This window comes from Vibrio sp. LaRot3 (genome assembly GCF_027587025.1).
Lineage (GTDB): Bacteria > Pseudomonadota > Gammaproteobacteria > Enterobacterales > Vibrionaceae > Vibrio.
In genome coordinates, this window is sequence record NZ_JAPPTI010000004.1 from 64219 (window position 1) to 88883 (window position 24665).

Annotated in this window: 24 protein-coding genes; 8 read left to right on the top strand and 16 right to left on the bottom strand. The window is 44.2% G+C overall.

Going from position 1 to position 24665, the window contains the following annotated elements; all coding sequences use genetic code 11:
* Positions 1-21 precede the first annotated feature (21 nt).
* The 3 genes from tssB to OH461_RS10870 all read right to left on the bottom strand — a co-directional run bounded on the left by tssB (position 22) and on the right by OH461_RS10870 (position 1746).
* Positions 22-516, bottom strand: a complete 495-nt coding sequence (gene tssB, locus OH461_RS10860) for a type VI secretion system contractile sheath small subunit (RefSeq protein WP_270020639.1) — start codon at positions 514-516, stop codon at positions 22-24.
* Between the two features lie 318 nt (positions 517-834).
* Positions 835-1119 carry a type VI secretion system PAAR protein gene (locus OH461_RS10865; protein ID WP_270020640.1) on the bottom strand — a complete coding sequence of 95 codons (285 nt, stop codon included), beginning with the start codon at positions 1117-1119 and terminating at the stop codon, positions 835-837.
* Between the two features lie 186 nt (positions 1120-1305).
* Positions 1306-1746, bottom strand: coding sequence for an Lrp/AsnC family transcriptional regulator (locus OH461_RS10870; protein ID WP_270020641.1), 441 nt, complete (start codon positions 1744-1746; stop codon positions 1306-1308).
* A 130-nt stretch (positions 1747-1876) separates the two neighbouring features.
* Between OH461_RS10870 and OH461_RS10875 the strand changes: the two genes are divergently transcribed.
* Entirely contained in the window at positions 1877-2464 is a 588-nt protein-coding gene (locus OH461_RS10875; protein ID WP_270020642.1) for a LysE family translocator, read from the top strand.
* Between the two features lie 98 nt (positions 2465-2562).
* Positions 2563-3327 carry a siderophore-interacting protein gene (locus OH461_RS10880; RefSeq protein WP_270020643.1) on the top strand — a complete coding sequence of 255 codons (765 nt, stop codon included), beginning with the start codon at positions 2563-2565 and terminating at the stop codon, positions 3325-3327.
* 34 nt (positions 3328-3361) lie between these two features.
* Here the strand turns inward: OH461_RS10880 and OH461_RS10885 are convergent, their stop codons facing one another.
* On the bottom strand, positions 3362-4237 hold the full coding sequence (locus OH461_RS10885; protein WP_270020644.1) for a LysR family transcriptional regulator: 876 nt from the start codon (positions 4235-4237) through the stop codon (positions 3362-3364).
* A gap of 208 nt (positions 4238-4445) precedes the next feature.
* Between OH461_RS10885 and OH461_RS10890 the strand changes: the two genes are divergently transcribed.
* From OH461_RS10890 to OH461_RS10910, 5 genes are all read left to right on the top strand, one after another.
* Positions 4446-5594 (top strand): S-(hydroxymethyl)glutathione dehydrogenase/class III alcohol dehydrogenase, encoded by a 1149-nt coding sequence (locus OH461_RS10890; protein WP_270020645.1) that lies wholly within the window; start codon positions 4446-4448, stop codon positions 5592-5594.
* Positions 5595-5687: 93 nt separating this feature from the next.
* Positions 5688-6527 (top strand): S-formylglutathione hydrolase, encoded by an 840-nt coding sequence (gene fghA, locus OH461_RS10895; protein ID WP_270020646.1) that lies wholly within the window; start codon positions 5688-5690, stop codon positions 6525-6527.
* Between the two features lie 74 nt (positions 6528-6601).
* Positions 6602-7003 carry a hypothetical protein gene (locus tag OH461_RS10900; protein ID WP_270020647.1) on the top strand — a complete coding sequence of 134 codons (402 nt, stop codon included), beginning with the start codon at positions 6602-6604 and terminating at the stop codon, positions 7001-7003.
* Between the two features lie 102 nt (positions 7004-7105).
* Positions 7106-8779: an RluA family pseudouridine synthase gene (locus OH461_RS10905; protein WP_270020827.1), complete on the top strand. Its 1674-nt coding sequence runs from the start codon at positions 7106-7108 to the stop codon at positions 8777-8779.
* A 146-nt stretch (positions 8780-8925) separates the two neighbouring features.
* The gene (locus OH461_RS10910) at positions 8926-11058 is read left to right on the top strand and encodes a sensor domain-containing diguanylate cyclase (protein WP_270020648.1); all 2133 of its coding nucleotides are present in this window, start codon (positions 8926-8928) and stop codon (positions 11056-11058) included.
* On the opposite strand, the gene OH461_RS10915 is transcribed toward OH461_RS10910, so the two are convergent.
* On the bottom strand, positions 11055-11624 hold the full coding sequence (locus OH461_RS10915; RefSeq protein ID WP_270020649.1) for a sugar O-acetyltransferase: 570 nt from the start codon (positions 11622-11624) through the stop codon (positions 11055-11057). The genes OH461_RS10910 and OH461_RS10915 overlap by 4 nt on opposite strands.
* Positions 11625-11786: 162 nt before the next feature.
* On the opposite strand from OH461_RS10915, the gene yqfB reads away from it, so the two are divergent.
* On the top strand, positions 11787-12104 hold the full coding sequence (yqfB, locus tag OH461_RS10920) for a N(4)-acetylcytidine aminohydrolase (RefSeq protein WP_270020650.1): 318 nt from the start codon (positions 11787-11789) through the stop codon (positions 12102-12104).
* A gap of 34 nt (positions 12105-12138) precedes the next feature.
* Here the strand turns inward: yqfB and OH461_RS10925 are convergent, their stop codons facing one another.
* The 11 genes from OH461_RS10925 to OH461_RS10975 all read right to left on the bottom strand — a co-directional run bounded on the left by OH461_RS10925 (position 12139) and on the right by OH461_RS10975 (position 24130).
* Positions 12139-12576, bottom strand: coding sequence for a hypothetical protein (locus OH461_RS10925; protein ID WP_270020651.1), 438 nt, complete (start codon positions 12574-12576; stop codon positions 12139-12141).
* Positions 12577-12690: 114 nt separating this feature from the next.
* Positions 12691-13350 (bottom strand): hypothetical protein, encoded by a 660-nt coding sequence (locus tag OH461_RS10930; protein ID WP_270020652.1) that lies wholly within the window; start codon positions 13348-13350, stop codon positions 12691-12693.
* Positions 13334-14608 (bottom strand): hypothetical protein, encoded by a 1275-nt coding sequence (locus tag OH461_RS10935; RefSeq protein ID WP_270020653.1) that lies wholly within the window; start codon positions 14606-14608, stop codon positions 13334-13336. Before OH461_RS10935 ends, OH461_RS10930 begins: the two co-directional genes overlap by 17 nt.
* 5 nt (positions 14609-14613) lie before the next feature.
* Positions 14614-15696 carry a glycosyltransferase family 4 protein gene (locus tag OH461_RS10940; protein ID WP_270020654.1) on the bottom strand — a complete coding sequence of 361 codons (1083 nt, stop codon included), beginning with the start codon at positions 15694-15696 and terminating at the stop codon, positions 14614-14616.
* A 2-nt stretch (positions 15697-15698) separates the two neighbouring features.
* Positions 15699-16652: a glycosyltransferase family 2 protein gene (locus OH461_RS10945; RefSeq protein ID WP_270020655.1), complete on the bottom strand. Its 954-nt coding sequence runs from the start codon at positions 16650-16652 to the stop codon at positions 15699-15701.
* Positions 16649-17686 carry a glycosyltransferase gene (locus tag OH461_RS10950; RefSeq protein WP_270020656.1) on the bottom strand — a complete coding sequence of 346 codons (1038 nt, stop codon included), beginning with the start codon at positions 17684-17686 and terminating at the stop codon, positions 16649-16651. Before OH461_RS10950 ends, OH461_RS10945 begins: the two co-directional genes overlap by 4 nt.
* An 18-nt stretch (positions 17687-17704) precedes the next feature.
* Positions 17705-18871 (bottom strand): nucleotide sugar dehydrogenase, encoded by a 1167-nt coding sequence (locus tag OH461_RS10955; RefSeq protein ID WP_270020657.1) that lies wholly within the window; start codon positions 18869-18871, stop codon positions 17705-17707.
* 45 nt (positions 18872-18916) lie between these two features.
* Positions 18917-19849, bottom strand: a complete 933-nt coding sequence (locus tag OH461_RS10960) for a glycosyltransferase family 2 protein (protein WP_270020658.1) — start codon at positions 19847-19849, stop codon at positions 18917-18919.
* 13 nt (positions 19850-19862) lie between these two features.
* On the bottom strand, positions 19863-22079 hold the full coding sequence (locus OH461_RS10965; RefSeq protein ID WP_270020659.1) for a GumC family protein: 2217 nt from the start codon (positions 22077-22079) through the stop codon (positions 19863-19865).
* Between the two features lie 41 nt (positions 22080-22120).
* Complete coding sequence (locus OH461_RS10970) at positions 22121-22705, bottom strand: polysaccharide biosynthesis/export family protein (RefSeq protein WP_270020660.1); 585 nt, start codon at positions 22703-22705, stop codon at positions 22121-22123.
* Between the two features lie 24 nt (positions 22706-22729).
* A complete protein-coding gene (locus tag OH461_RS10975) occupies positions 22730-24130 on the bottom strand; it encodes an undecaprenyl-phosphate glucose phosphotransferase (RefSeq protein WP_270020661.1) in 1401 nt (466 codons plus the stop codon).
* Positions 24131-24665: the final 535 nt, after the last annotated feature.

Consider the following 24665-nt stretch of genomic DNA (forward strand, 5'->3'; position numbering starts at 1 on the left):
TTAGTCAACTTTTCTACTAAATTATTTCTTGTCGCCAACGAGATCGAGCTCTTCAAGAAGCTTCTTACGAGACTCATCATCAGCTAAAAGGCTTTGTAGGCGATCGCCAAATGCAGGGATGTTGCCTAGAGGGCCTTTTAGCGCAACAAGTGCTTCACGCAGTTCAACTAACTTTTTCAGTTCAGGAACTTGTTCTGCAATGGCATCAGGAGAAAAATCAGCTAGGGATTGGAATTTAAGCTCAACAGGTAAGTCAACGCCTTCTTGTTCACCCAGTTTGTTAGGTACGCTAGTTGTGATTTGAAGATTACTTTCGCTCATTACTGATTCGAAGTTATCTTTGTTGATTGAAACCGCTTCACGTTCTTCAATCGGTTGGTCATTATCACCACCAACAAAGTCACCAACGACTAGGGTTTTCAGGGGAAGTTCTACTTCTTCCTGCTGGTCGCCCGTTGCTGGGATGTACTTGATATTAATACGCTCTTTAGGCGCTACACTACCTTCTTTTGACATGCAAATGTCCTCGATCACCTATGCCATAGTTAAAATATGCCGCTACAGCCTTAGCCATAACCACGATTCACTTCATGCGGAATTCACCGCGAATAGATTCATTCTGACGTTAGTCCCCTATCGTGCGTTGCGATGTAACTAGGGGATAATTTAATGAGATGCAGTGTAGAGCGATGAACTAATAAATCATTCGCTGCGAAAAAAAAGTTTGAAGTGAGCCGATCAAAAGCACCCTTTACTAATGCGGCTGTGTAACATAAATGAGACAAGGGGAGGTTTTCTAAAAATCAATAACTTAGGGTTAGGTTTACATAGGAGTCACCCTACATTTACCGTACCGCCACCAACCACAACACCGCCACAAGAGACAGCATCACCGGTTCGGGCGACTGGTTTTCCATCGGCAAATACCGTGCCAGAGCCAGCGGCAATGGAGCGACCATGAGGTGGATGTTTAGGTTTAGCATGAGCAACTAGAGGATCACCGACTCGAGCTGTAGGAATGCCATCCATCTTCACGGTGCCAGAACCGGCAACCACAGGTGTAGGTGGAAAACCGTCATGCGCCGTGCCAATATCACCAACAACCACTCGATTACCCATGAAATCTCCTTAACTTTGTCAACGGATTAAATGTCGTGCACAACTTTGAGACACTGACACTCAAACTTAACAGCAAGAAGCGTTCCTACCCTAAAAAACCGTTTTACGCGCAAAATTCGGAGAATTATTACCTATCTAGGCAAAATACTGCTTATTCACAAGTGAATTGTTGCCAGTAAGTATTCACTAACGTTGATCTTTCGGTGATCCCATCACGACCATAGTGGTGATTGAATCCACATGCGCACATTCACCAAGTACATCAGCGTGAAACTTTTTGTAGCTAATAAGATCTTTGGTTTCAACGCGTAAAAGATACTCCGTTGAGCCAGTAATATTGTGACATTCGACCACCTCGTCAATGAACTGAACATGCTGTTCAAATTCGAGCTGTGACTGTTTTCTATGATTGGATAAACCAATAGAGACATAAGCAATAAAGCCAATACCTAGTTGATTAGCATTAAGCTTGGCACTGTAGCCAGTAATGACGTTCGAGCGTTCTAAATCTTGTACTCGTCGCAGTGTCGCTGAAGGCGATAATCCTATCCGCTGGGCTAACTCGACGTTGGAGATTCTTCCGTCCGCCTTTAGCTCTTGCAATATTCTTTCGTCAAACTTATCCATGATTGAATTTTATTGCCACATTAAGTCTATTTCACTCAATAAAAGCATAATATTTAGTCGTTTGCTACGTAAACTATTGTTGACCGGTCAAACAACATCACTTTTCATACGTCAACAACGAGGATATACCATGCAATGGGAGCAACTTACCGCATTGGCGCTCTTTGCCTTTGTCTCTACTTTTACCCCCGGTCCAAATAACCTAATGCTCATGACATCAGGCGCCAATGTTGGCTTTATAAAGACCATCCCGCATATGCTAGGAATTACCTTGGGCTTCCCACTCATGGTGTTGTTAGTTGGCTTTGGGTTAGTTGGCGTGTTTGACACTTTTCCGATCATTCATCAAGTTCTTAAGTTTGCCAGTCTTGCTTACTTATTCTGGCTTGCTTATCGTATCGCAACCAGTAAATCACCTGATACGCGCTCAGAACAATATCAACCCATGAGCTTTATCGGTGCCGCGGCTTTTCAGTGGATAAACCCTAAGGGGTGGTCAATGGCACTCACCGCGGTCTCTGTTTATAACCCGTCCAATAGTTTAATGGGGTTAGCCGCAATTGCCGTCATCTATGCTCTATCTAACGTCCCTTCGGCGTCATTCTGGACCGTCGCTGGCCAACAATTACAACGTTTTTTAACCAATCCAAAACGTGTCAGCCTATTTAATTGGTCTATGGCCATACTATTGATTGGATCAACCATACCCATGATCTAAGTATCAATTGTAAATTTAGTTAAATTGACTATCTGCCAAAGAAATATGCTGATAGTCTTGTTTCTAAATGAGAAGAATAATATTTATCGAGTAGACACATGCCAAAACCCGCTTTTCAAACCGTATCTGTTCTCTCTAGTGAACAAATCACACCTCACATGCAACGCCTTGTTCTAAGTGGACAAGCCCTAAGCGAATTCCCGCCCGATTGTGAAGGCGGTTACATCAAACTGCTTTTCAATGCTGTAGGTGGCACTGATTTAACCGGTCTAGATGAAAACAACCGTCCAGTGATGCGCACCTATACGATTCGACGCTTCTTAGCCGATCAGCAAGCAATTGAAGTCGACTTTGTACGCCATATTACATTAGACAACCAATGTGGCTTTGCCTCTCGTTGGGCGATGAATGCAAACGTTGGTGATACTATCAGTATTCGCGGCCCCGGCATTATTGCCAATTTGAATACTGCTGCTGATTGGTTTTTCCTAACCGCAGATATGACCTCCCTACCTGCACTATCGGCCAAGATTAAGCAGCTACCCGACAACGCAAAAGGCTACGCGGTCATTCACGTTGAATCACTTGAAGATAAACAAGAACTGCAGGCGCCTAAAGGCATTGAGATCCATTGGATAACTGAAGGGCTAGCGGATAAGGCACGTAGCTTAGAATGGCACGAAGGTCATGCTGCAGTATGGTGCGCGTGTGAATTTGACTCGATGCGACAACTTCGCCAATACTTCCGCAATGAAAAAGAAGTCTTGAAAGACAACCTTTATCTAAGCAGTTACTGGAAAAAAGGCGTTTCGGAAGACGGGCACAAAGTCATTAAGCGTCAAGACGCTGAAGAAAATAACTAATTCACTAATAAAGGAGAGCCGAGGCTCTCCTTTGTTATACTTCACTCAACTTCTCCGCTAGAAAATCGATCAATAGCCTTACCTTTGGCGATAAATTGCGGTTTTGCGGGTACAATGCCCATATCCCTTCACGCTCGTCTCGGTAATCTGCTAGCACCTCAACTAACTCTCCCTGCTGCATCGCTTGCTGAACGTAATAATCTGGCAATTGAATGAGCCCTAGCCCTTGCTTTGCAGCATCAAGCAACGCGTAACCTGAGTTACATCGAATCCTGCCCGAAACTCGAATAGAGCGCTCTTTTCCTTGCTCGCGAAAGTGCCAATAATCAACTGAACCGACTAGGCATTGATGATGACTAATTTCAGACAACGTATGGGGCACACCAAAGCGAGACAAATAGTGCTCACTTGCGCACACAAACAATTGTCGACTTGAAAGCTTTTTCGCAATCAGGGTGGAGTCACGCAATCGGCCTAATCGAATCGCCACATCGCAACCTGTCTCAATAAGGTCAACTGTTTGGTTGGTTAAACTCAGTTCCAAATCCAACTTCGGGTATTTCAATAGGAACTGGTTAAGCAACGGCGCAATATGCATCTCACCGTAGGTCACGGGCGCGGTAATTTTAAGCTTACCTTTCGGCTCTGCCTGCATCTGAGTGACGGCAAGTTCTGCCTGCTCTAACCCTTCAACTAACGCTTTACACTGCTGAAAATAGAGTTGTCCCGCTTCACTTAATGTCACTTTCCGAGTCGTCCTGTTAAGCAGCTTAACCGCAAGCCGCTCTTCTAACGCAGACACTCTTCGGCTTACTTGAGCGACCGACGTATCTAACCGCTTTGCGGCTGCGGTGAAACTCATGGTTTCTGCTACCGACACGAACTCTGTTACCCCTTCCCAACTTGCCACCTGCTACCTCTTTTGAACTTATTATTACATATACGTAAAAATCATTTTCAATTTAGCAGGATTATCATTTCATTGGAAATACCTAAAATACATCTCATCGAAACAACAGCGCAGTTTGTCTCGCTCAACAGGCATTAACGACTACGCTTATTGGTATTAATAACACTCGTACACTGAAGCGATACGAGGCAATAAAAAGGGCAATCCAATGGCACTAGAAATCAAACCAGGTCAAGAATTTATCAAATCTAAAGCGGCTGTTGCATGGGCAGCTGGCGAACCTCTAAAAATGGAAGAAGTGGATGTTCAGCTTCCAAAGAAAGGTGAAGTGTTAGTACGCATCGTTGCAACAGGCGTTTGCCACACAGATGCATTCACGCTTTCTGGTGACGATCCTGAAGGTATCTTCCCTTCTATTCTTGGCCACGAAGGTGGCGGCATTGTTGAAATGGTTGGTGAAGGTGTAACAAGCGTAGAAGTTGGCGACCACGTTATTCCACTTTACACCGCAGAATGTGGTGAGTGTAAGTTCTGTAAATCAGGCAAAACTAACCTATGCCAAGCAGTACGAGAGACACAAGGTAAAGGCCTTATGCCAGACGGCACCACGCGCTTCTACAAAGACGGTCAACCAATCTTTCACTACATGGGTTGTTCAACTTTCTCTGAATACACTGTGCTACCAGAAATTTCTCTAGCAAAAGTAAGCAAAGAAGCACCACTTGAAGAAGTGTGCCTACTTGGCTGTGGTGTCACTACTGGTATGGGTGCTGTACTTAACACAGCGAAAGTACAACAAGGCGATACTGTGGCTATCTTTGGCTTGGGTGGTATCGGTCTATCAGCAATCATTGGTGCACGTATGGCTGGTGCTAGCCGCATCATCGGTGTTGATATCAATGAGAGCAAGTTTGAGCTAGCGAAGCAACTTGGCGCGACCGACTGCATCAACCCACAGACCTTCGACAAACCAATCCAAGAAGTGATTGTTGATATGACCGATGGCGGCGTAGATTTCTCATTCGAGTGTATTGGTAACGTTAATGTAATGCGCCAAGCGCTAGAATGCTGTCACAAAGGTTGGGGTGAATCAGTGATCATTGGTGTAGCTGGTGCTGGTCAAGAGATCTCTACTCGTCCGTTCCAACTCGTGACTGGTCGCGTATGGCGAGGCTCTGCATTCGGTGGCGTAAAAGGCCGCTCAGAGTTGCCAGAAATCGTAGAGCGCTACATGGCGGGTGAGTTTGGTCTGCAAGAATTCATCACGCACACTATGTCTCTGGACCAAGTTAACGAAGCATTCGATTTAATGCACAAAGGTGAAAGCATCCGTACCGTAATCCATATGGATCGCTAATATCAAATCCACTGCCTATAATTATGCCCACTTAAAGACACTTTAAGTGGGCTATTTGCACAAGCAAAGAAAAATGAATTGAAAGGAAAACCAATGAGCCTAGAACTCGTTAGCCAGACCAAAACCTTCGGTGGTTGGCACAAGCAGTATAGCCACTCTTCCACAAGCGTTAATTGCGCCATGCGCTTTGCGATTTTTCTGCCACCAAACGCCTCACCAGCAAACCCTGTACCCGTGTTGTATTGGCTTTCTGGTTTGACTTGCACAGATGAAAACTTCATGCAAAAAGCTGGGGCTTTTCGAGTTGCAGCGGAGCTTGGCATCGCCATCGTAGCGCCAGATACCAGCCCGCGTGGTGAAGGGGTCGCTGATGATGAAAGCTACGATCTTGGTCAAGGCGCAGGATTTTACTTAAATGCGACCCAAGCACCTTGGTCTAAGCATTACCACATGTACGATTACGTACAACAAGAGCTACCAAAACTGATTGAAGCTAATTTTCCTGTTTCTAATGTTAAGGCGATTTCTGGGCACAGTATGGGTGGGCACGGCGCACTCACGATAGGCTTAAAACACGCCGATAGCTATCGTTCCATTTCAGCATTTAGCCCTATCAGCAATCCGGTTCAATGCCCATGGGGACAAAAGGCCTTTAACGCCTATCTTGGCAGCAACCGCGAAGACTGGGTCGATTACGATACTTGTTTGCTTCTTCAAAAACGAGCTTGTCACCTACCTATGTTAGTTGACCAAGGCGATGCTGATAACTTTATGGATGAGCAATTAATGCCCAATGCACTACAACAAGCAGCACAATCACAGCAGGCAAACTTAACGCTGCGCATGCAGCCCGGTTACGACCATAGCTACTATTTCATTGCTAGCTTTATCGAAGATCATTTGCGCTTTCACGCCAAATATCTTTTTGCTTAATCACGCCATCTCCGCGTGAGATTATTAGGGCGAACGTGCTACTATTTAGACTGTTTTTCAACTCGCTTGTCATTATGTCTAAAATAAAAATCGCTTTTGTCGCCCTAATACTTATTTGCGCTGCTATTGCGGCTTATGTGTTTATTCCTACCCATACAACGCTAGGTAAACAAGTATTGTCTTTACCTGTTGGAGACAACCTTACTCTGGTCGGTTATAAAAGTTACTCAACAGAACGAAAGCTCGACAAACTCAATCAATATTTCCTCATTGCCAACGGTAGCGACGTGAAGCAGGCAGAGCCGTTCTTAACCACATCGGATCAATTCTTACGTCTTAAAACCGTCAAGGACAACACGCTCGCTCTCACCATTAACGGTCGTATTGAAAGTTTTCGAAACGATCTTTGGATAGAAAAACCTGATGGTACTTTTGAGCATTGGTTAATCAGTATCGAAGCGAGATACTTAAAGTAACCTCAAAAAAACTCATCCTATCAATGCTACCTCACTGCGAGGTGGCATTCATTGAGCAAACAGGTAAAATCTCCACTTCGCTCACTGCTCGCTAGAATTTACATGCACACCCCAGAACAACTGTTTCAACCTTTATCGGTTAACCACAAAGAACTACCAAAAACGTTCACCTTTCCATTTTACTATGAGCCGCACCCTTTTTGTGTTGAAGCTGCCAAGCAACTTCAGCAACAACTGATCAACAGCGTGCAGTGGCAACATGATTTTGGTTTAGACGATGAACACTCTGGCACAGGCAAAATGTTTGGCGTATTACTGGTTCGCTCACCACAAGGCGATATTGGTTATTTCAGCGCATTTTCCGGCAAAATCGCCGATCAAAACCTTCATGCGGGATTCGTTCCTCCAGTATTCGACATGCTGGCCGAAGAATGTTTCTTTCGCACTGAGCTCGACGAAATAACCCAACTGAATACTCAGGTTTCGCTGCTGAGTAGCAACCCAAAACGAGCACAATTGACCGAGCAGCTTAAGCAAAGTAAAGCCGAATATAAGGCCCTAGAGCAAACCCTGCGCCAACAGCTAATAGAAAATCGAGCACAGCGTAAATCGGAACGAGAGTCCGCGCAAAGCACGTTAAATGGCGATCAGCTCAAGCACGTATTGGAGCAATTAGCCAAGCAAAGTGTGGCTGATAAGAATCAATTAAAGTACTTTAAGCTTGAATGGGATGAAAAAGTTGCCAACTTAGAACTGAAGCTAAACGCCATTAACCATGAGATTGTCGAAGCCAAGCAGCAACGCAAAACACTCTCTAACCGTTTGCAAAATAAGCTCTTTGAGCAATATTGCTTTCTCAACGCCGAAGGTAAGAAACGCTCCCTTAAGTCAATTTTTTCACAGACATCAGCACCCACTCCACCAGCCGGTGCGGGAGAGTGCGCAGCACCTAAACTCCTCCATTTTGCATATCTACACGGTTATCAACCATTAGCTCTGGCCGAGTTTTGGTGGGGAGCGTCACCAAAATCAGAAATCCGCCAACATAAGCAGTTTTATCCCTCTTGCAATAGCAAATGCCAACCAATCCTTGGCCACATGCTGCAAGGCTTAGAGGTTGACCCAAACCCACTAGAAGACAACTGGGGCGAAAACAAACCGTTAGAAGTCATCTATCAAGATGACGCCATTGTCGTCGTCAATAAACCATCCGGGCTGCTTTCCGTTCCCGGAAAGACCATCAAAGACTCTGCGTACACCCGTGTGCAAGCCATATTTCCAGACGTAGAAGGCCCATTTGTTCTACACAGGCTCGATATGGCAACCTCAGGATTACTTGTGTTCGCGCTGACCCGACGCGCCAATAAATATCTACAAAAACAGTTTATTACCCGCCAAGTCCAAAAGCGTTACGTGGCATTGGTCAACGGCATAGTGAGTCAAAAACAAGGCCAAATAGACCTGCCGATGCGTGGCGATCCCGATGATAGACCTCGCCAATTAGTCTGTTACGAACATGGTAAGCCAGCACTGACAGACTGGGAGCTTATCGAAGTCAAAGATGGCAAAAGTAAACTCTACATGTACCCAAGAACTGGTCGCACACATCAATTGCGCGTTCATTGCGCTCACCACCTTGGCCTAAATATGCCAATGGTTGGTGATGGGTTATATGGCGACAAGAGCAACCGACTCCACTTACATGCTGAGCAATTGGAGTTTGATCACCCATACAGTAAAGCGCACCTAAAATTCCACGCAGACGTCGAATTCTAAGCCTATTGAAAAATAAGATAAGTTTGCAAAAATACGCGCAAAATTAGAGCTAACGTTCTATTAATTTTGTGCGATATTTGGCTTAGTTCTCTTTTCAAAACCGTAAGGCGTGCTGTATAATATTGTACAGCTTAAAGGGGAAGGTTATGAGTTCAGAAGCCCAAAGAAAAATAAAAGCGATTCTTGCTCAGATGCCTCTATTTCAGGGGGTTGAAGGCATCGAAGCCGCGGAAGATAAAATTGCTCTAGTATGCAAAGAGTATAATTACGCGCTTCCCGCTGCTCAGTACCTTTTCCTTCAAGCCACCAAATGTGACCGCAATGATCAATTAGAGCGAGCCATTGAGCTGTTTCAAGCCGCTATCGATCATTGCAACGACGACATGGTGCAGAAACTGCACATCTTCTGCTTACTTGGCTCGCTATACACTGATCGTGAAGAGTACTACCATGCTTACGAAGTGTATAAAGAACTGCTCGACAACATTCACTGCCTTGACGATAACTACCGCTCTCTGGCTTACACCAACATCAGTGATTTCCACCTTTGCCTTGAGCAATACCAACAAACTCTTGAGATTGGGCAGTTAGGTTCAGATTGCGCCGACAAAGTCTCTCATCGCGCCAATCAAGCCATTTGCCTATTAAATATGGGCTATGCGCTAAGTCATTTACAGCAGCCAAAGCAAGCCATTGCAAATTGCCAGCAAGCACTTGAGCTCGGTTTGGAGTTTGGTTACGCGCGCGTTCAAGCCATCGCATACGGCTACATGGCACAAATTAAAGCCCGACATTTCAACGGGGGCGACCCAAAAGAAGTTATCGACCTGTTCGAACAAGCCGAGCACTTGTATGAATCACTCTTTGATAGCCATAATCGCAGTGAAAACCAAGTTTATTACATTGAGTTTATCAGCCAATACGGTGATCAAACTTTAGCGCTTGAACGCGCTGAATATTGGTTTACTCAGCTCACGCCAGAAGAGAACTATGGCCTGTATGCCAAACTATGCCAAACCTTAGTGAGCTTGCTACAACAACAGCAATCATGGCGACGTCTCAGTGACGTCCAGCATCAGTACATCAAGGCAAGCCAAGCTCATTTAGACACCATCAAGCAGAAACAAAATCTAACCTTTTTAAAGCAGATCGAACAAGCCACGACCGACAACAACGAGCTCGTCGCTAAGCAGATTCAGCAACATATGGGCGTGGTTACTGAGGTCGGACAGTATATTGCGACGTCAGCAAATCTCACTGACAACTTGGCGGTCATTTACGAAAAAGTCTGCTCTATCTTCCCAACCGATGAATTTGGCATCGCACTGTACAATGAAGAAACCCAGTGGCTCGACTACTGCTATTTCTATGACTACGATGGCCCAGTACCAAACTATAAAGTCGATTGTGCTCATGAAGAATCAATGGGTAGCTACGTGGTAAAACACAAACGGACTGTGCACCTGAATCGCATTGATGAGTCTTCGATCAATGCATTTGTGCCTGCAGATAAACGAGAAGAAAAAGACTGCGTTCACTTTATTCCTGAAAAACAAGTACAGTCACTGATTCTCGCTCCGATTTGCTTAGGCGATAAGGTATTAGGGATACTATCTCTGCAACACCATCTAACCGATCAATACCATCAGTACCATTGCAACTTGTTCGAGCAGTTAGCGAGCTTTATTGCCATCGCGCTCGAAAATCACGTCCAGCGCCACCACTTGCAGCAAGCAAATTTAAAGCTCGATACCATGTCTAAAACCGATCCGTTGACTGGCTTATTTAACCGTTATCAACTTGATCATATTACTCCGCAACTCATCGAACGCTCGACCCACGCGAACGACAATCTGGCGGTGATTGTGTTAGATATCGATTATTACAAGGGGTATAACGATTTCCACGGCCACCACAAAGGCGACTTGGCATTGCAAGCTGTCGCTAAACAGATGAGCTCAGTATTTTCTCAAGACAACAACTACCTATTTCGCTATGGCGGTGATGAATTTTTGATTCTGTGTGTAGGGCTAAGCCATGAGCAATTAGAAGCTAAACTTTATCAACTTAGCGATGGTATTAGAGAGCTAGCATTGAGCAATCCACTCTCTAAGTGCTGCCAGTACGTAACACTCTCTATCGGCGCAGTAAATTTCACTCATATCAGTCACTCTCAGCACCCATTTGCTTCACTGTTTACGGTCGCTGACGAGCAACTTTACAAAGCAAAAAAATCTGGCCGAAACCAGATCTTTACCACTCGCTGCACTCTAGATTAATCAGTCTCTGGTTCAAGAGACTTTATGACTCGACATGGGTTGCCGACCGCAACCACATTGGCCGGGATATTTTTGGTCACAACGCTTCCTGCGCCAATCACACTATTGTTGCCTATCTTCACCCCAGGGCAAACAATAACACCTCCGCCAATCCATACATTGTCACCAATCTCAATTGGCACACCAAACTCTATGCCTTTCTCCACCCGAGATTCAACATCTAGCGGATGACCAGCAGCAAAAAGCTGAACATTTGGGCCAAATAGCACGTTGTCACCAATCACCACCTCGGCAACATCCAAAATCACGCAATTGAAGTTGGCGTAGAAGTTCTTACCTAGTTTGATATTACTGCCGTAGTCACAACGAAAAGGAGGTTCTAAGTGAGGATTGATAGCATCAGGGATGAGTTCTGTCTGCGCGGCTTTCCAATCTGACGAGTTAGGAATGGAATTATTCAGTCGTTGAAGGATTTCTCGGCAAGCAATTCGCTCAGCATATAGCTCTTCATCCCAGGCATCGTATGGTTCGCCCGCCAACATCTTTTGTTTTTCGCTCGTTTTCATTCGGTTCACTGTTTAGCAAATTATTCGCTCTTTATAACCAATATTCTGCTGTCAGGGATAGTGAACTGAGTATAGAATTAGCAAAACTTTGACCAAGCATGCGCTTACTCAACAAAGTATAAATATACTGAGCACATTCTCGCTATTTGAGGCTAAACATTGATGACTTCCGCACCAACAAAAATTACCTTCTTTGAAGTATTAACACCACTCATTACAGCCGGAAAGAAAACCATCACCATCAGAGATGAGTCTGAAAATCACTATGTACCCGGTACAGAAGTGGAAGTCTTTACTCTAGAAACCGATCAAAAGGTATGTGACATAAAAATCCTATCGGTTGAACCGCTGCATTATGATGACATCAACGGGTTCCACGCCGAGCAAGAAGCTCTACCGTTGGGTGAACTTAAAAGCCTAATTCGCAAAATCTACCCGAGCACCGATCTGCTCTATGTCATTAGTTACGAGTTAATCTAATCAAATCAGGCCTTCATTGAGAAGGCCTGACTAATTAATTGGCTGAAACCGGATCTTTCCGAGTCGGCGCGTTAGGGATAGGGTCTGCAGCGGCTGTCGCCTCACCGGCGGCGGTTGCTTCAGCGACTGCGGTAGGGTCAATGCCAGCCTCAATAGCCGCTATAGTAATCGCTTGGCTTTCTAAGCCCAGAGTTCGAGCGATCTCAGTCAACACCGTGACTTGGTCTGGGAATTGGATGTACAGCAAGGTAAGTACCTCGAGCAATTGATCAGGTCGAGTTAACGCCACTTCACTCAAAAATGCCGCGACGTTGTCTGCAAATGTGTATTGGCCGAAGCTTTCAACCAACTGAGCAGATGTCTCTGAATTAGCAAACAACTCTCCCCATTGTTCTGAGGTAAGACTTTCAGCAGTTGCAACAGGCGAAATCACTATCGCCCATGCGAGCATCAAGCGGTTCAATTTACGCATATTTTTCTCTTTGTTTAATTCTAATAACTAATTTTGTTGAGCATTTAATCAACGCTAGCTTAGCCTTTTGATTGAAGCAATCTTCAACACAACTAAATGTCTTAAAGTCTCAACTTAGCGACGGCAAAAATAAGGCGTGATACCGTTAAATTTAAAAATTGAACACGCTCGCTCACCCACCACAGGCTTTTGTAGCAACGCATCGTACTGCCATAATTTCATCGCATACTTGTCATGCTCTAATAAGTAACCAATCGCCGTTTTCTTATCATCTAAGCTGAGCTGCGGCCAGTGAGAAAGAAAGTAGGTCAACGTATTCAACAGCGTAAACTGTTCATAGTGGCCTAACTTTTGAGCAAGATGAAAGTCATCTAACGCACTTGAAAACGTGCCGCCCGAGCGCCATTTCTCATTCGCTCGTTGCACCGCAAGACTGGCATCCAAAGGACGCAACCTTAACTGCTGGGTATAGAGCTGTTGAGCTCGCTGAGAGAACATTTTTGACTCGGCTGTGTTCGAGCGCTCTTGGTAAGCAAGCCATGAAAAATAAAGGGCCAAAGTGCTGCTGTCATCAAACGGCGTTGCCGAAACAGGTGTGTAATGGTGGGTCAGCTTTGCATCGGTATAGCCATGTTTTACCGTGTTCCGCTTAACTTCCGTTAATTGATTCTTCAAAGAGAGTTGAGCCATATCGTCTAACCCTTTTGCAATAGATAGCAACAAAAGCACCGACACAGCGAAAGCACAAGCATAGAGTTTAAACTGAGATCTCATTGAACGACTTCTTAGTTGGATTGACAGAACTCTCTTTCGTTACCCGTTTAGAGACAATTTGATATCGAACGAACACAAAACCCAACACGAACGGTGCGATGTAACGTACTTCGATAGACATGAAGAAAGTGGTGCCCAATATCAAAAACACCAGCAACGCGAAGTCGTAATGCATGCGATGCAGCACCATACTGCGGAATAGGCGCGACATATACTTCACGTAAATGAACAAGAAAAATACCCCGCCGTAAATCAACCAATCAAAGAAGAAAGATTTGGTTGAGACATTCTTGGTTTCTCCAACCACCAAATAAAGTGAAAATTCTCTAAAGTTCAGCAAGCCGGGTGCTAAGCTGTCAACAAACTCCAACGCTACCGCACCATACTCATATATCGAAGGCAAATAACCAAAAAAGCCACCACCTAGAGGGTTATATATAACGGTAAATATAGAGGTCATGATGGCTGTGCCACGCGTGGCGATACTGCTGTATCGCTCAACATCATTGATAACCGAGTCTCCTAAAGAGCTATATAAAAATACCGTCCCAACTACAAATAACATCGCCGCACCTATCCCTTTGTGGAACCAATTTATTCGGCTAAATACCACAAACGTTAGGAACAAAGTAATCAAATAACAGACCAATGTGCCCTTTGAAGTGATCATCAGCAAACATGGGATCACCGCGAGGGAGATGAAGAATAAATTGATTCGGAAGATCGCCGCCAGCATAAACACGGCCAAGACAAACTGAAACCCAAACGTACTCGCTTCCAAAGTAAAGCCACGCATTCGATGGGGTGACAGCGCAGAGTTTTGCTGAATAAACGAAGGGCTATTAATAAACCCGCGCGCAACCAAATTAAGTATAAAGGCAAAAATGACCACACCCGCGATCACTAACGCACCTTGGTAAACCAGCTTTTCATCCTGACGGGCAACGGTTAAGAACACCACAATCAAAGGGATAATTAACAACACAAACCTCAGCCCCCGATCGAGCAAAAAGGCTTTGTCATAATCCGCGTAGAATAGAGTCAGCAGAACAAAGGAGTAGACGAAAAAGCCAAATAACAACTTAAACGCACCAATCTCGACTTTGCTTAAATTGGCGTATGACAACACGATCATCAAACCAAGCAGAGGAATCAAAGTAATACCGAGCGGCGCAGTAAATACCCCTGCAATCGATGCTAGTGCAGTATTTTCAAATGGCACCATAAAACAAAATAGGAGAAACAGTCCTTTCTTCACCTTGCCTACCCTAGCTGCCTTAGCGAATCAAAATAGTGGCGATTCATCACGTCTTCATGGAAGTTCTGCTGAAAATGGTTGATGCATTCCACTCGTTCAATATTCTGAAATTGCCTTTGATTAATCACACGATCCAGTAAGAGTTCAAGCGAGTTCGCTTTTTTGTAGTCAAAGATCCAGCCAGTTTTCTCGGTCACCATATCAGACAGCGAGCCTGCGTTAGAGGCCAACACTGGCGTGCCATTTCTCAGAGACTCTGCGACAATCAAGCCAAAACCTTCCCACAATGATGGCACGATAACCACATCTGCTTGGGCAAAGTATTGGTCGAGTTCGTTGTTAGCTACCCAGCCTAAAGAGTGAATACAAACATTATGAATTGGCTTGGTTAGTAACTCAGGTAACTCAGGGCAATCATTTCTGACGGGTTCACCAATCACCGTCAGCTCTACCTGAGTAGAGATTGTCGCTAATTGAGTGAGTGCATTGAGAAACTTATCCAGCCCTTTTTGCTTGTCTAATCGGCCTACGAACAACAAACGAATAACGCTGTCATCTTGGTTAACTGCCAGTCTTGGGCGCTCACTACCTTGGGCGCCATTCCAAACCATGGTGAGTTTGCGCTGAGGTAAACCGATGTCCAAACCTGACTGATACTCATACTTCGATATGCAATACACCTGATCGGTGAAAAGAGTGAGCAACTTTTCCGCCCAAACGTATATCCCCTTATAGACGCGATTTTTCCACGCTTGGTTGTAGTGAATATCAAATGCCCAACCATGGCTGCAATACACCAATTTGATCTTGTGCCATTTAGCGAGCGGCCACAAAAATGGCCGCAACAAACCCGCAAAAGAGCTGTGTAAGAAGATCACATCATAATGACGAATTCCGACTCTGAAATAGATGGTGTAAAGCAGTATCAACACATTCAACGGACGAAAACCTTTCGCGGCTAGCGGCACGATTGAACGATGATAATTGACCGCTAAGAAGCCGTTTTGCATCAATGTTGAACGAGCTAAAGACTCGAAATACGTTTCGATGCCACCTTGCGTCGTTTCTGCAATATTGAGGGTTTTCATGCTTAACCCACCACACTCAGTTTGCGTAACAAGCGATAATTGGTCAGACCGTCCGCTTTAAATGCCATACGCAGAATAAAAACAATCAAAGAGTATTTGTTTAATTTGGGCTCAATCGAGCCAAATAAGAAATGGCGATGAGCAATGATCTTGCTAAATACTTGCTCATCTTGGGTCTTATTCTTAATCAAAAACTTAATCAAATTGATGTAGCAAGTGGAGATAAAAAAGTTCACGTCTTTATCCGCAGCCACCTTCTTCGCTTGCAAAGAAATACGGTCAAATGCATCAATGTGAGTAGTATCTTTGCCAGTTAATGGACTATTAATGGCAGAACCGCTGCGCATAATATGGTTATACAAAAACAGATCGGTGATATAACTCGACTTAGCGACCGACAAATAGTCGATGATGAATAGGACGTCTTCACTAAAGTGAAGTGATTCATCAAAGCGCAGTTGATGGGCTTCTAACACGGCTTTAGACAACATCATGCTGCAAATATGAACACGAATATCCTTCGTCAAAAACTTAGAAAGTGCCATTTGACCGCTGACGGTCTCTGCTCGATTATGTGCTTCATCAATCTGATGATCGGAAATTTTCTTAAACGAAAACAATACCGAATCGATATCATTATTCGTTAGACACTCATCAAGATGACTAAATAGCCCCGCCTCATAAGCATCATCGGAGTCCAAAAACAGAATGTAATCGCCATTGGCTTTCTCAATACCATGATTACGGGCGCTTGAAACGCCACCATTCTCTTTTCGATACAGGTGAATAGAAGGAGACGCGATTTGATAATCCGGCCCTGTCTGCGAGCCATCATCAATTAAAAGTAACTCGATATCATCCGCGTCACGGCGGTACTGCTCAGCTTCAAACCATTCAATGATTTTTTTCGCATAATCGAACGTATTGTAAATCGGTACGATCACTGAATACTTCATGCTACGGCCTCCTGCCACAGACGATCAACCACACTAGACTCCGTTTCTTGCGCTTTATCAAGGGCTTTAGCCGACAGCAAACTATACAACTGCTCGTTTTCACACAGCTGGACAATCCTTTGGGCAAACTGGTCACTATCGCCATCAGCGACCTTATACCCATTCACGCCCTCTTCAACAATCCAAGAAAGAGCATCAAAGGTATGGTAAGCCACAATTGGCAAACCCTGACTGCGAGCCTCAATCAATGTTTGACCAAACCCTTCATAACGCGATGTCATGAGAAACACCGAGTAGTCTTTGAGTGTGGCTGCCACATCGCTGGTTGCGCCTTGGAAAGTCACATTGTTTAGTTGGTTCACGCGCTGCTTTAATGCACTCAACTCTTGCTCGCTACCATCACCGTATATGTCTAATTGGTAGTCGGCAGGCAACCGCGTCATAACCTCCATCATGGCAGAAAAGTTTTTCTGTCCTTCATCAATACGGGCGATGGTGACTAACTTCTTGCTCACCTGCTTATGTGTCATGGCCGTATCGAGCTTACAACCGCGAGGAATCACCTTAATCTTACGTGAGAGCTTAGGAAACAGGCTCGACAGTGCATGCTTATCTTGCTCGGTGTACACCGTGAATACATCGATCTTACGGTGTAACAGCGTCATGATTAGCTTAGAGAACGGTTTGAAAAATACCGAAAACTTATTGGTTTGCACCAACACTATTTTAGCGCGCTTTTGTACTTCTGAAGGTAAGTAGAGCAGATCATTCGGGTGAAATAAAATCACGACATCTTGCGCGCTCAGCTGTAACTTGCGTACTGAACTAATCTGGTTCAACTTAGAAGCTAACTTACCTTGCTGCCCATATTGGATATAGTTGATATGAGCACTTTCCGGGTAATGCTCATTGCTCGGCGCATGCTCATAGAGTTCATAGTTTTCGCATTGAAACAAACCATGCAAACTACGAATCAAGGTTTCTACCCCACCCATTGTGGTCGATTTCTGAGGGTTAATAGTGACTAGTTTCATCAATGCTATCCTTGGTACTTAGTCGCTACCGAATAAATCGCGGGTATATACTTTGTCCGCTACGTCTTGGAGCTCATCAACCATGCGGTTACTCACAATCACATCACTTATTTGTTTAAACGCGGAGAAATCATTCACGACTTCAGAATTGAAAAAAGTCGCCTCTTCAAGCAGTGGTTCATAGATAACCACTTGAATACCTTTGGCTTTGATACGTTTCATGATGCCTTGAATACTAGACGCGCGGAAATTGTCCGAGCCCGACTTCATGATCAGTCGGTACACGCCAACGACTCGTGGCTGTTTAGCGATAATGGAATCGGCGATAAAGTCTTTACGTGTAGTATTGGAATCAACAATGGCGCGAATGATGTTGTTTGGCACATCCTGATAGTTAGCCAAAAGCTGCTTAGTATCTTTTGGCAAGCAGTATCCGCCATAGCCAAATGATGGGTTGTTGTAATGTGCACCAATGCGCGGGTCTAAGCCGACCCCTTGGATAATTTGGCGTGAATCTAAACCATGGCTTTCTGCATATGAGTCTAACTCATTAAAGTAAGCGACACGCATCGCTAAGTAAGTATTGGAAAACAGCTTAACCGCTTCTGCTTCGGTTGAATTGGTAAATAATACCGGAATGTCGGTTTTCTCTGCGCCTTCCACCAACAGCTGAGCGAAAACTTCCGCTCGCTCAGAGTGCTCTCCAACGATAATGCGTGATGGGTGCAAATTGTCATACAAAGCTTTGCCTTCTCGCAGAAACTCCGGAGAGAAAACAATGTTATCGAACTCTAAATCCTGCTTAACGCGCTCGGTATAGCCAACAGGAATAGTCGACTTGATAATCACCGTACTATTTGGCGTGAACTGCTTAACATCTCGAATGACAGATTCAACCGAACTGGTATCAAAAAAGTTGGTCACAGGGTCGTAGTTGGTTGGCGTAGCAACAATCACAAAATCCGCGTTCTGATAAGCATGACCCTTGTCGATGGTTGCCGTTAAATCTAGCGACTTCTCTGCCAGATACAACTCGATTTCATGATCAGAAATTGGGGATATACGTTGGTTTATATTCGCCACTTTTTCAGCATCAATGTCGAGAGCGACAACTTCATGCTTTTGAGACAACAAAATCGCGTTTGAAAGGCCTACGTAGCCTGTTCCTACAACGGTAATTTTCATAACTGAATCCATATTAATTATTTAAAATCCGATCTTTATCCGCCACTACACTTGATATTTGGCACTACTCAGCGACTGTTTACGCTTGGTCAATTTAGAGATAATTTGCTGCGGGTTGCGTAAGTAAAACCACGTTCTTTTCGGCATTAAGGTGATTTTTCTCTGTACCAACAATTTAAGCAGAGCATTAAACTCTCCAAGGCTCATCACCGCACGAAAGTCCCGCACCAATTTGTAGAGTGACATGGTCTCCGTTTTAATCTGCTTTTCCGAGATATAGTCAATACGGCGCATCGCGACATCAAATCTTGAGCGAGTCACTTTAGGGTTGAAGTTAACGGTTAACGTGCCTTGACCACGAGTCACACAATAGATATCGCTCTGATGAGCAGTGATAGATTGTGCTTTATAACCCGCAACTAAGGAGAACATCACATCATTAGAAGCGATGACCTCGTCAAAATAGAGTGATTCAGAGCGTAGAAACTCACTGCGGTATACTTTGCTCCATGGCACCGAGAAATGGTAACGAATCTCTTCATCACCACCGTTCGAATAATCACTGACAAGGTTGGCGTATAAGTAATGCCTATCAGAAGGTTCACCGGTTAAATCACACTGACTGATTGGAGAGAAAAACGTAATGTCATGATCAGCAAGCTTCTCATCCATCAATTGAAAAGCCTGTGCAGTAAAGAAATCATCAGCATCGGCAAACAAGGTGTAAGTAGCATTGATATGCTGCAAAGCGATATTACGTGCCGCCCCTGCCCCTTTCACTCCCGAATCGTTCACCAACAGCTGTAATGTTAAATGTGGGAACGCGGCCTGTAATGTCGCTTCACAGGGCGGCTGTTGGCTGTTGTCATCAACAATAACCACTTGAATGTCTGCTCGCTCTGGCAGTGAATTCAACAGCCGAGTTAACCCTTCTAAGCTGTTAAAATGCGGTACCACAATCCCATACTTGAAGTTCATACTGATAGCCTCACTAAGCGGTCTTTTTTAACTCAGAATGTTCGTCAATATGGTAGATATAGTCGCCATATACGTATTCTTGGTGGTCTTTGCTATCCAGAATCTGGTTGAGCAGAACCCCATCTAACTGCACTTCATGAGTCATAAAGCGTGAAATAGTATTACGCAATGATGTCACTCGTGTGCTCGACGCTTTAAGTACAACCACCACTTTGCCTGTGATCTTGCTGACGATCATGCAATCACTAACTGACAGCGCTGGTGGCGTATCAATGATCACTTTGTCGAACTGACCTGCGAGTTGGTGAAGCAACTTCTCAAAACGTTCTGAGCTGAGAAGCTCTTGTGGGTTCGGTGTCGGCATACCAGCGGCAAGCACCATCAAGCCTGACTTTTCATCTTCAAATAAGCAGTCGTCTAGCTCTGTGTTCATCAGTAGGTGATTGGTCAACCCCGGTTTATACCGCTTATGTCCAAAACGCTCTGCTACTGAAGATTTGCGCAAGTCACAATCAATCAACAAGGTTTTGCCAACTTTGGCAAACGCCATAGCAAGGTTAACCGCGCAGGTAGTTTTACCTTCATTAGGTAGTGAAGAAGAAATCGTAACAAACTTAGAATCGCGATTGTTCAGAGCAATCGTCGTTCGTGCGGAGCGTATGGATTCATTGAACGTCATGTATTTATCGTCAAAAAAGACTTCGCTACTCACCGATTTGTTCTTAAACTTTTTCAGCTTAGGAATTCCACCAAGCGGGATTAAGCCTAGCTTCTCCTCACAATGCTTCACCGAGATAATGGTGTTGTTAAATACATCCAGTAGCAGAACCACTGACACCGCCACCAGCATAGAAGCAATCATGGCAAAGCCGACGATCAGCTTTTTGCGCGGCTTACTTGGGCTGTGAGGTGCAATGGCAGTGTCGGTAAAACGAGCATTGCGTGATTCAAAATCACTAGTCGCGGTCGTTTCTTTTTGACGATTCAAGAAAATATTGAGGATATTGCGGTTTGTCTCTTCTTCTCTAACTAGCGCTTCATACTGACGTTTCTTCACCGTTAAGCTTTGGAACGCTTGTTTCTGCTTCTCTAACTCACGCGAAATTAAGCGCTCTTGCGAGCGTACTGCTTGTAACTCTTTGCCGATGCCGCCGACTAATTGCGAAATCAGTTGGTCAAGTTGCTGCGTGATGTTGGTCTTCTTAGCAGAAACTGCTAGCATCTTTTCATGCTTTGGACCGTAGGTTTTTGAAAGCTCCGTAAACTCGCGGTTCGCATCTGCTAGTAAGCTACGCAAGTTCACCACTTGCGGATGCTTAGAAATTTCAGGCACAGAGGAAACATCACTGGTAGCCAACGAACCACCGCTGCTCAATGTGCTGTAAGCCGATTCAAGCTGAATTCGACGGTCAGTTGCCTCACTCAAACGAAGGATCAAATCATTAATGACTGTGCTGGCTTGAACGTCAATACCACTATCATCTACCAATTTCTCTTTGGCTAAGAAATCAATTAGAGCGTTTTCCGATTGCTTTAGCTGCTCTTGAAGCTGCTGCATACGGCCCGAAATCCAGCTAGAGGCATGTTCGGTAGCACTCAAACGCGCTTCTAAACCTGCATCGATATAAGCCTCACCCACGGCATTAGCAATATCTGCCGCAAGTTGAGCGTCTAACGATTCAAACGTAATTCGCACTAATTGGGTTTTACGAATTGGAGAGATTTTTAAACGCCCTTGAAACTTCCTAACGACTGCCTGTCTTACTTTTACGGCTTGCTCTTCTTCAGACAGGGTCACCACTACTTCTTCAGATTTGAAGATCGGCAAAGACTTAATACTTTGCTTGATCGAGCCCAAAATCGACTGCTTTGGTTCTAAATAGGGATTGAACTCAGGAACATCAGTAAGGTTGAGCCTGTCGACCACGCGCTCTGCGATGGTACGAGACTTTAGAATTTCAAACTGGGTTTGATAATACTCTTTTTGAGTAGAATCGATGCCAACCACTTCATCAATTGACACCGCATTGCTGGCTTCAGATTCAATCAGCAGCGTTGCTGTTGCTTCATATGTTGGCTTAATAGACAGAGCAAAGAGCACTGCCAATATGGTTGTTAAGCCAGTAAATAAGGCTATCTTCAACCAGTTCTTTCTCAGTAAGACGATATACTTACCAAAATCTACAGACTCGCTAGCTGGGGCGTTCTGCTCTTCACTTAATAACTTCATATTATCCCTAAACGTCGATACTTAGTGCGTTGACACCGCAGTTACCAAAAAGAAGCCACTACGTAGATAGTGTCACCAGGCTGAATCACTTGATATAACTCGGCTTCGATCTCAGTATTTTTTTCAAACTCGCGTGATAGTTGATCGGCCGTCAAGTTTTGGTATTTCTTCGACTCACTTGATTTGGTTCGGTAGGCTTTAGCACTTCGGCGATATTTGCTCATTACACCACCCGCAAGAGAAATGGCTTTCTGCACCGTCAGGCCTGGCTCATACTCATAGCCTCCGGGCTTATTCACCAAGCCATTGATGTAAACATTACGATAGCGAACAATGGCGACATTGACTTTAGGGTTGACCAAATAGTCCCCTTTCAGACCTGAGACTAATTCTGATTGCACTTGGTCTAGTGTCTTGCCACCCAATTTGATTTCACCAAGGTAGGGATAATCAATCACTTCACGGTTATCGATTTTTTGCTCCGCGATAGATAGGTTTTCTTCCCCATAAACCTTAATGCTAATTACATCACCGGCGGATAGCTTGTATAAAGAGTCCGCTTGGACAGAGCTCGTTACGCAAAATGCCATTACTAACAGTACCGCTTTAACTATCTGTTTTTTCACTTCGTTTCCTGCCAATTTGCCCAACTAATATGCCGTTTTACCGACAAAACCTTTAAAGATGGTTAAGAAAATAATCTTCACGTCCAACCAAAGCGACCAATCTCGGATGTAGTTCAAATCGTACTCGACGCGTTTTTCCATCTTATCTAGCGTATCGGTTTCTCCGCGGTAACCGTTGATTTGAGCCCAACCAGTAATGCCCGGCTTAACCTTATGGCGTAACATGTATTTATTGACAATCTGGCGATACTCTTCGTTGTGTGACACCGCATGTGGACGCGGACCAACAATTGACATTCGGCCTTGAATCACATTGAAAAATTGCGGTAGTTCATCCAATGAGGTACGACGAATAAACTGTCCAAACTTAGTCACTCGAGGATCGCCCTTAGTGGCCTGTTTAACGACGCCACCGTTATCCATCACTTTCATTGAGCGAAACTTCCACACTTTGATTTTCTTACCATCCATGCCGTAACGATCCTGCTTGAAAATGATCGGGCCCGGAGAAGAGAGCTTTACGCCAATGGCCACAGCAAGTAGCACAGGGCTAATCAAGAGTAAAATCAACGAAGCAACAACAATATCTTCTAAACGTTTTACAAAAGTAGACATGCCATAAAACGGCGTATCATGGATGCTTAGTGTCGGTACGCTGCCTACATTACGCCAGCGTGATTGAATCAAATCGTAGGTAAAGAAATCAGGCACTATATAGACGCGTGCGGTACTGTCAGAGAAGTAATTGATCACTTCTTTGATTCGCTCTGACGCTTGCATTGGCAGCGCTACGTAAACATGTCGAAAATCGCGCTCTTTAGCCATGGCTAACGCGTCATTAATTGAACCTCGAACCGGGGTTGAAAGCTCATCCGTAGGTAAACGGTCACTACTTCGGTCATCAAAAATACCCACCAAACTCATACCATGATGCTGGCTTGACCGGATCTCTTTCGCCAAAGCCAAACCTGCTGGTGTAGCACCAATAATGATGCTCTTTTGCGTGTAGGAATTTGATCGACTCGACTGGCGAACTTTATTAGAAACAAGTCGATATGCAGATAAGAAAACAGGCGTTGCCACAAACCAAATTGTCACGGCAACGCGAGAAAAATGATCGGTGATCTTTAGACCAAAGGCCAAAATCAATACCAAGCCAATGGCGCAAAACCACGACAGTAAAATCGGCGCAAATGTTTGTCTAAATGAAGCAACAAACGCCGCATTATAAACACCGAGTAACTCTGCCATGATACTAAAGCAAACAACGGCTACGCAGGTTGCAAGCAAGTAATATATTCCCCAATCACCTACATACAAACTCGTGGCTATCAGAACCGTTGCCGCAATGATAACAATGTCGAGCACGCGATAAGCAATAATAAACTCTTCGCCGTGACTTTTGATTAATCCTATGTCTCTCATGACAGACTTTCCTTGCCGATGAATTGTTCCAATGGTCTTTATCCATTGGATACCTGAGCTGACTTCTAATAATTATTCCGCGACTACTTTCTGCGAGCACATAGTCTGAATTTTTTTTCGCTAAAAACAAACTAGTATTAGAGGCTTATTTACTGCGATCTATAATATGAGAATGCAATATTTCTTAGATATGAGAAAGACGTGATAGGGATCGTAGTTTGAATATCGAATAAGCCATACAACACAAAGACTTAAAAGAAAAGACAACGAGCATTGCCATTAACTTAGCACTTTATTCCGCTTTTATTTTGTGGTTATAAACTAAAGTATTAATATGAATTCTAAACTCGGCAAGAATGTAACACTGATTTACAGTACTGATGTTTAATTAAAATAAAAATCCAGAAAACAGAATAACTAACTTTAAAATACCAATCTCAACAGAATGAATTTGATAAATATATTTTATACCTAGTAGCAAGTATAAAAAAGCCCCTCAAATATGAGGGGCAAACGTTACCATCGCTTATAGTTA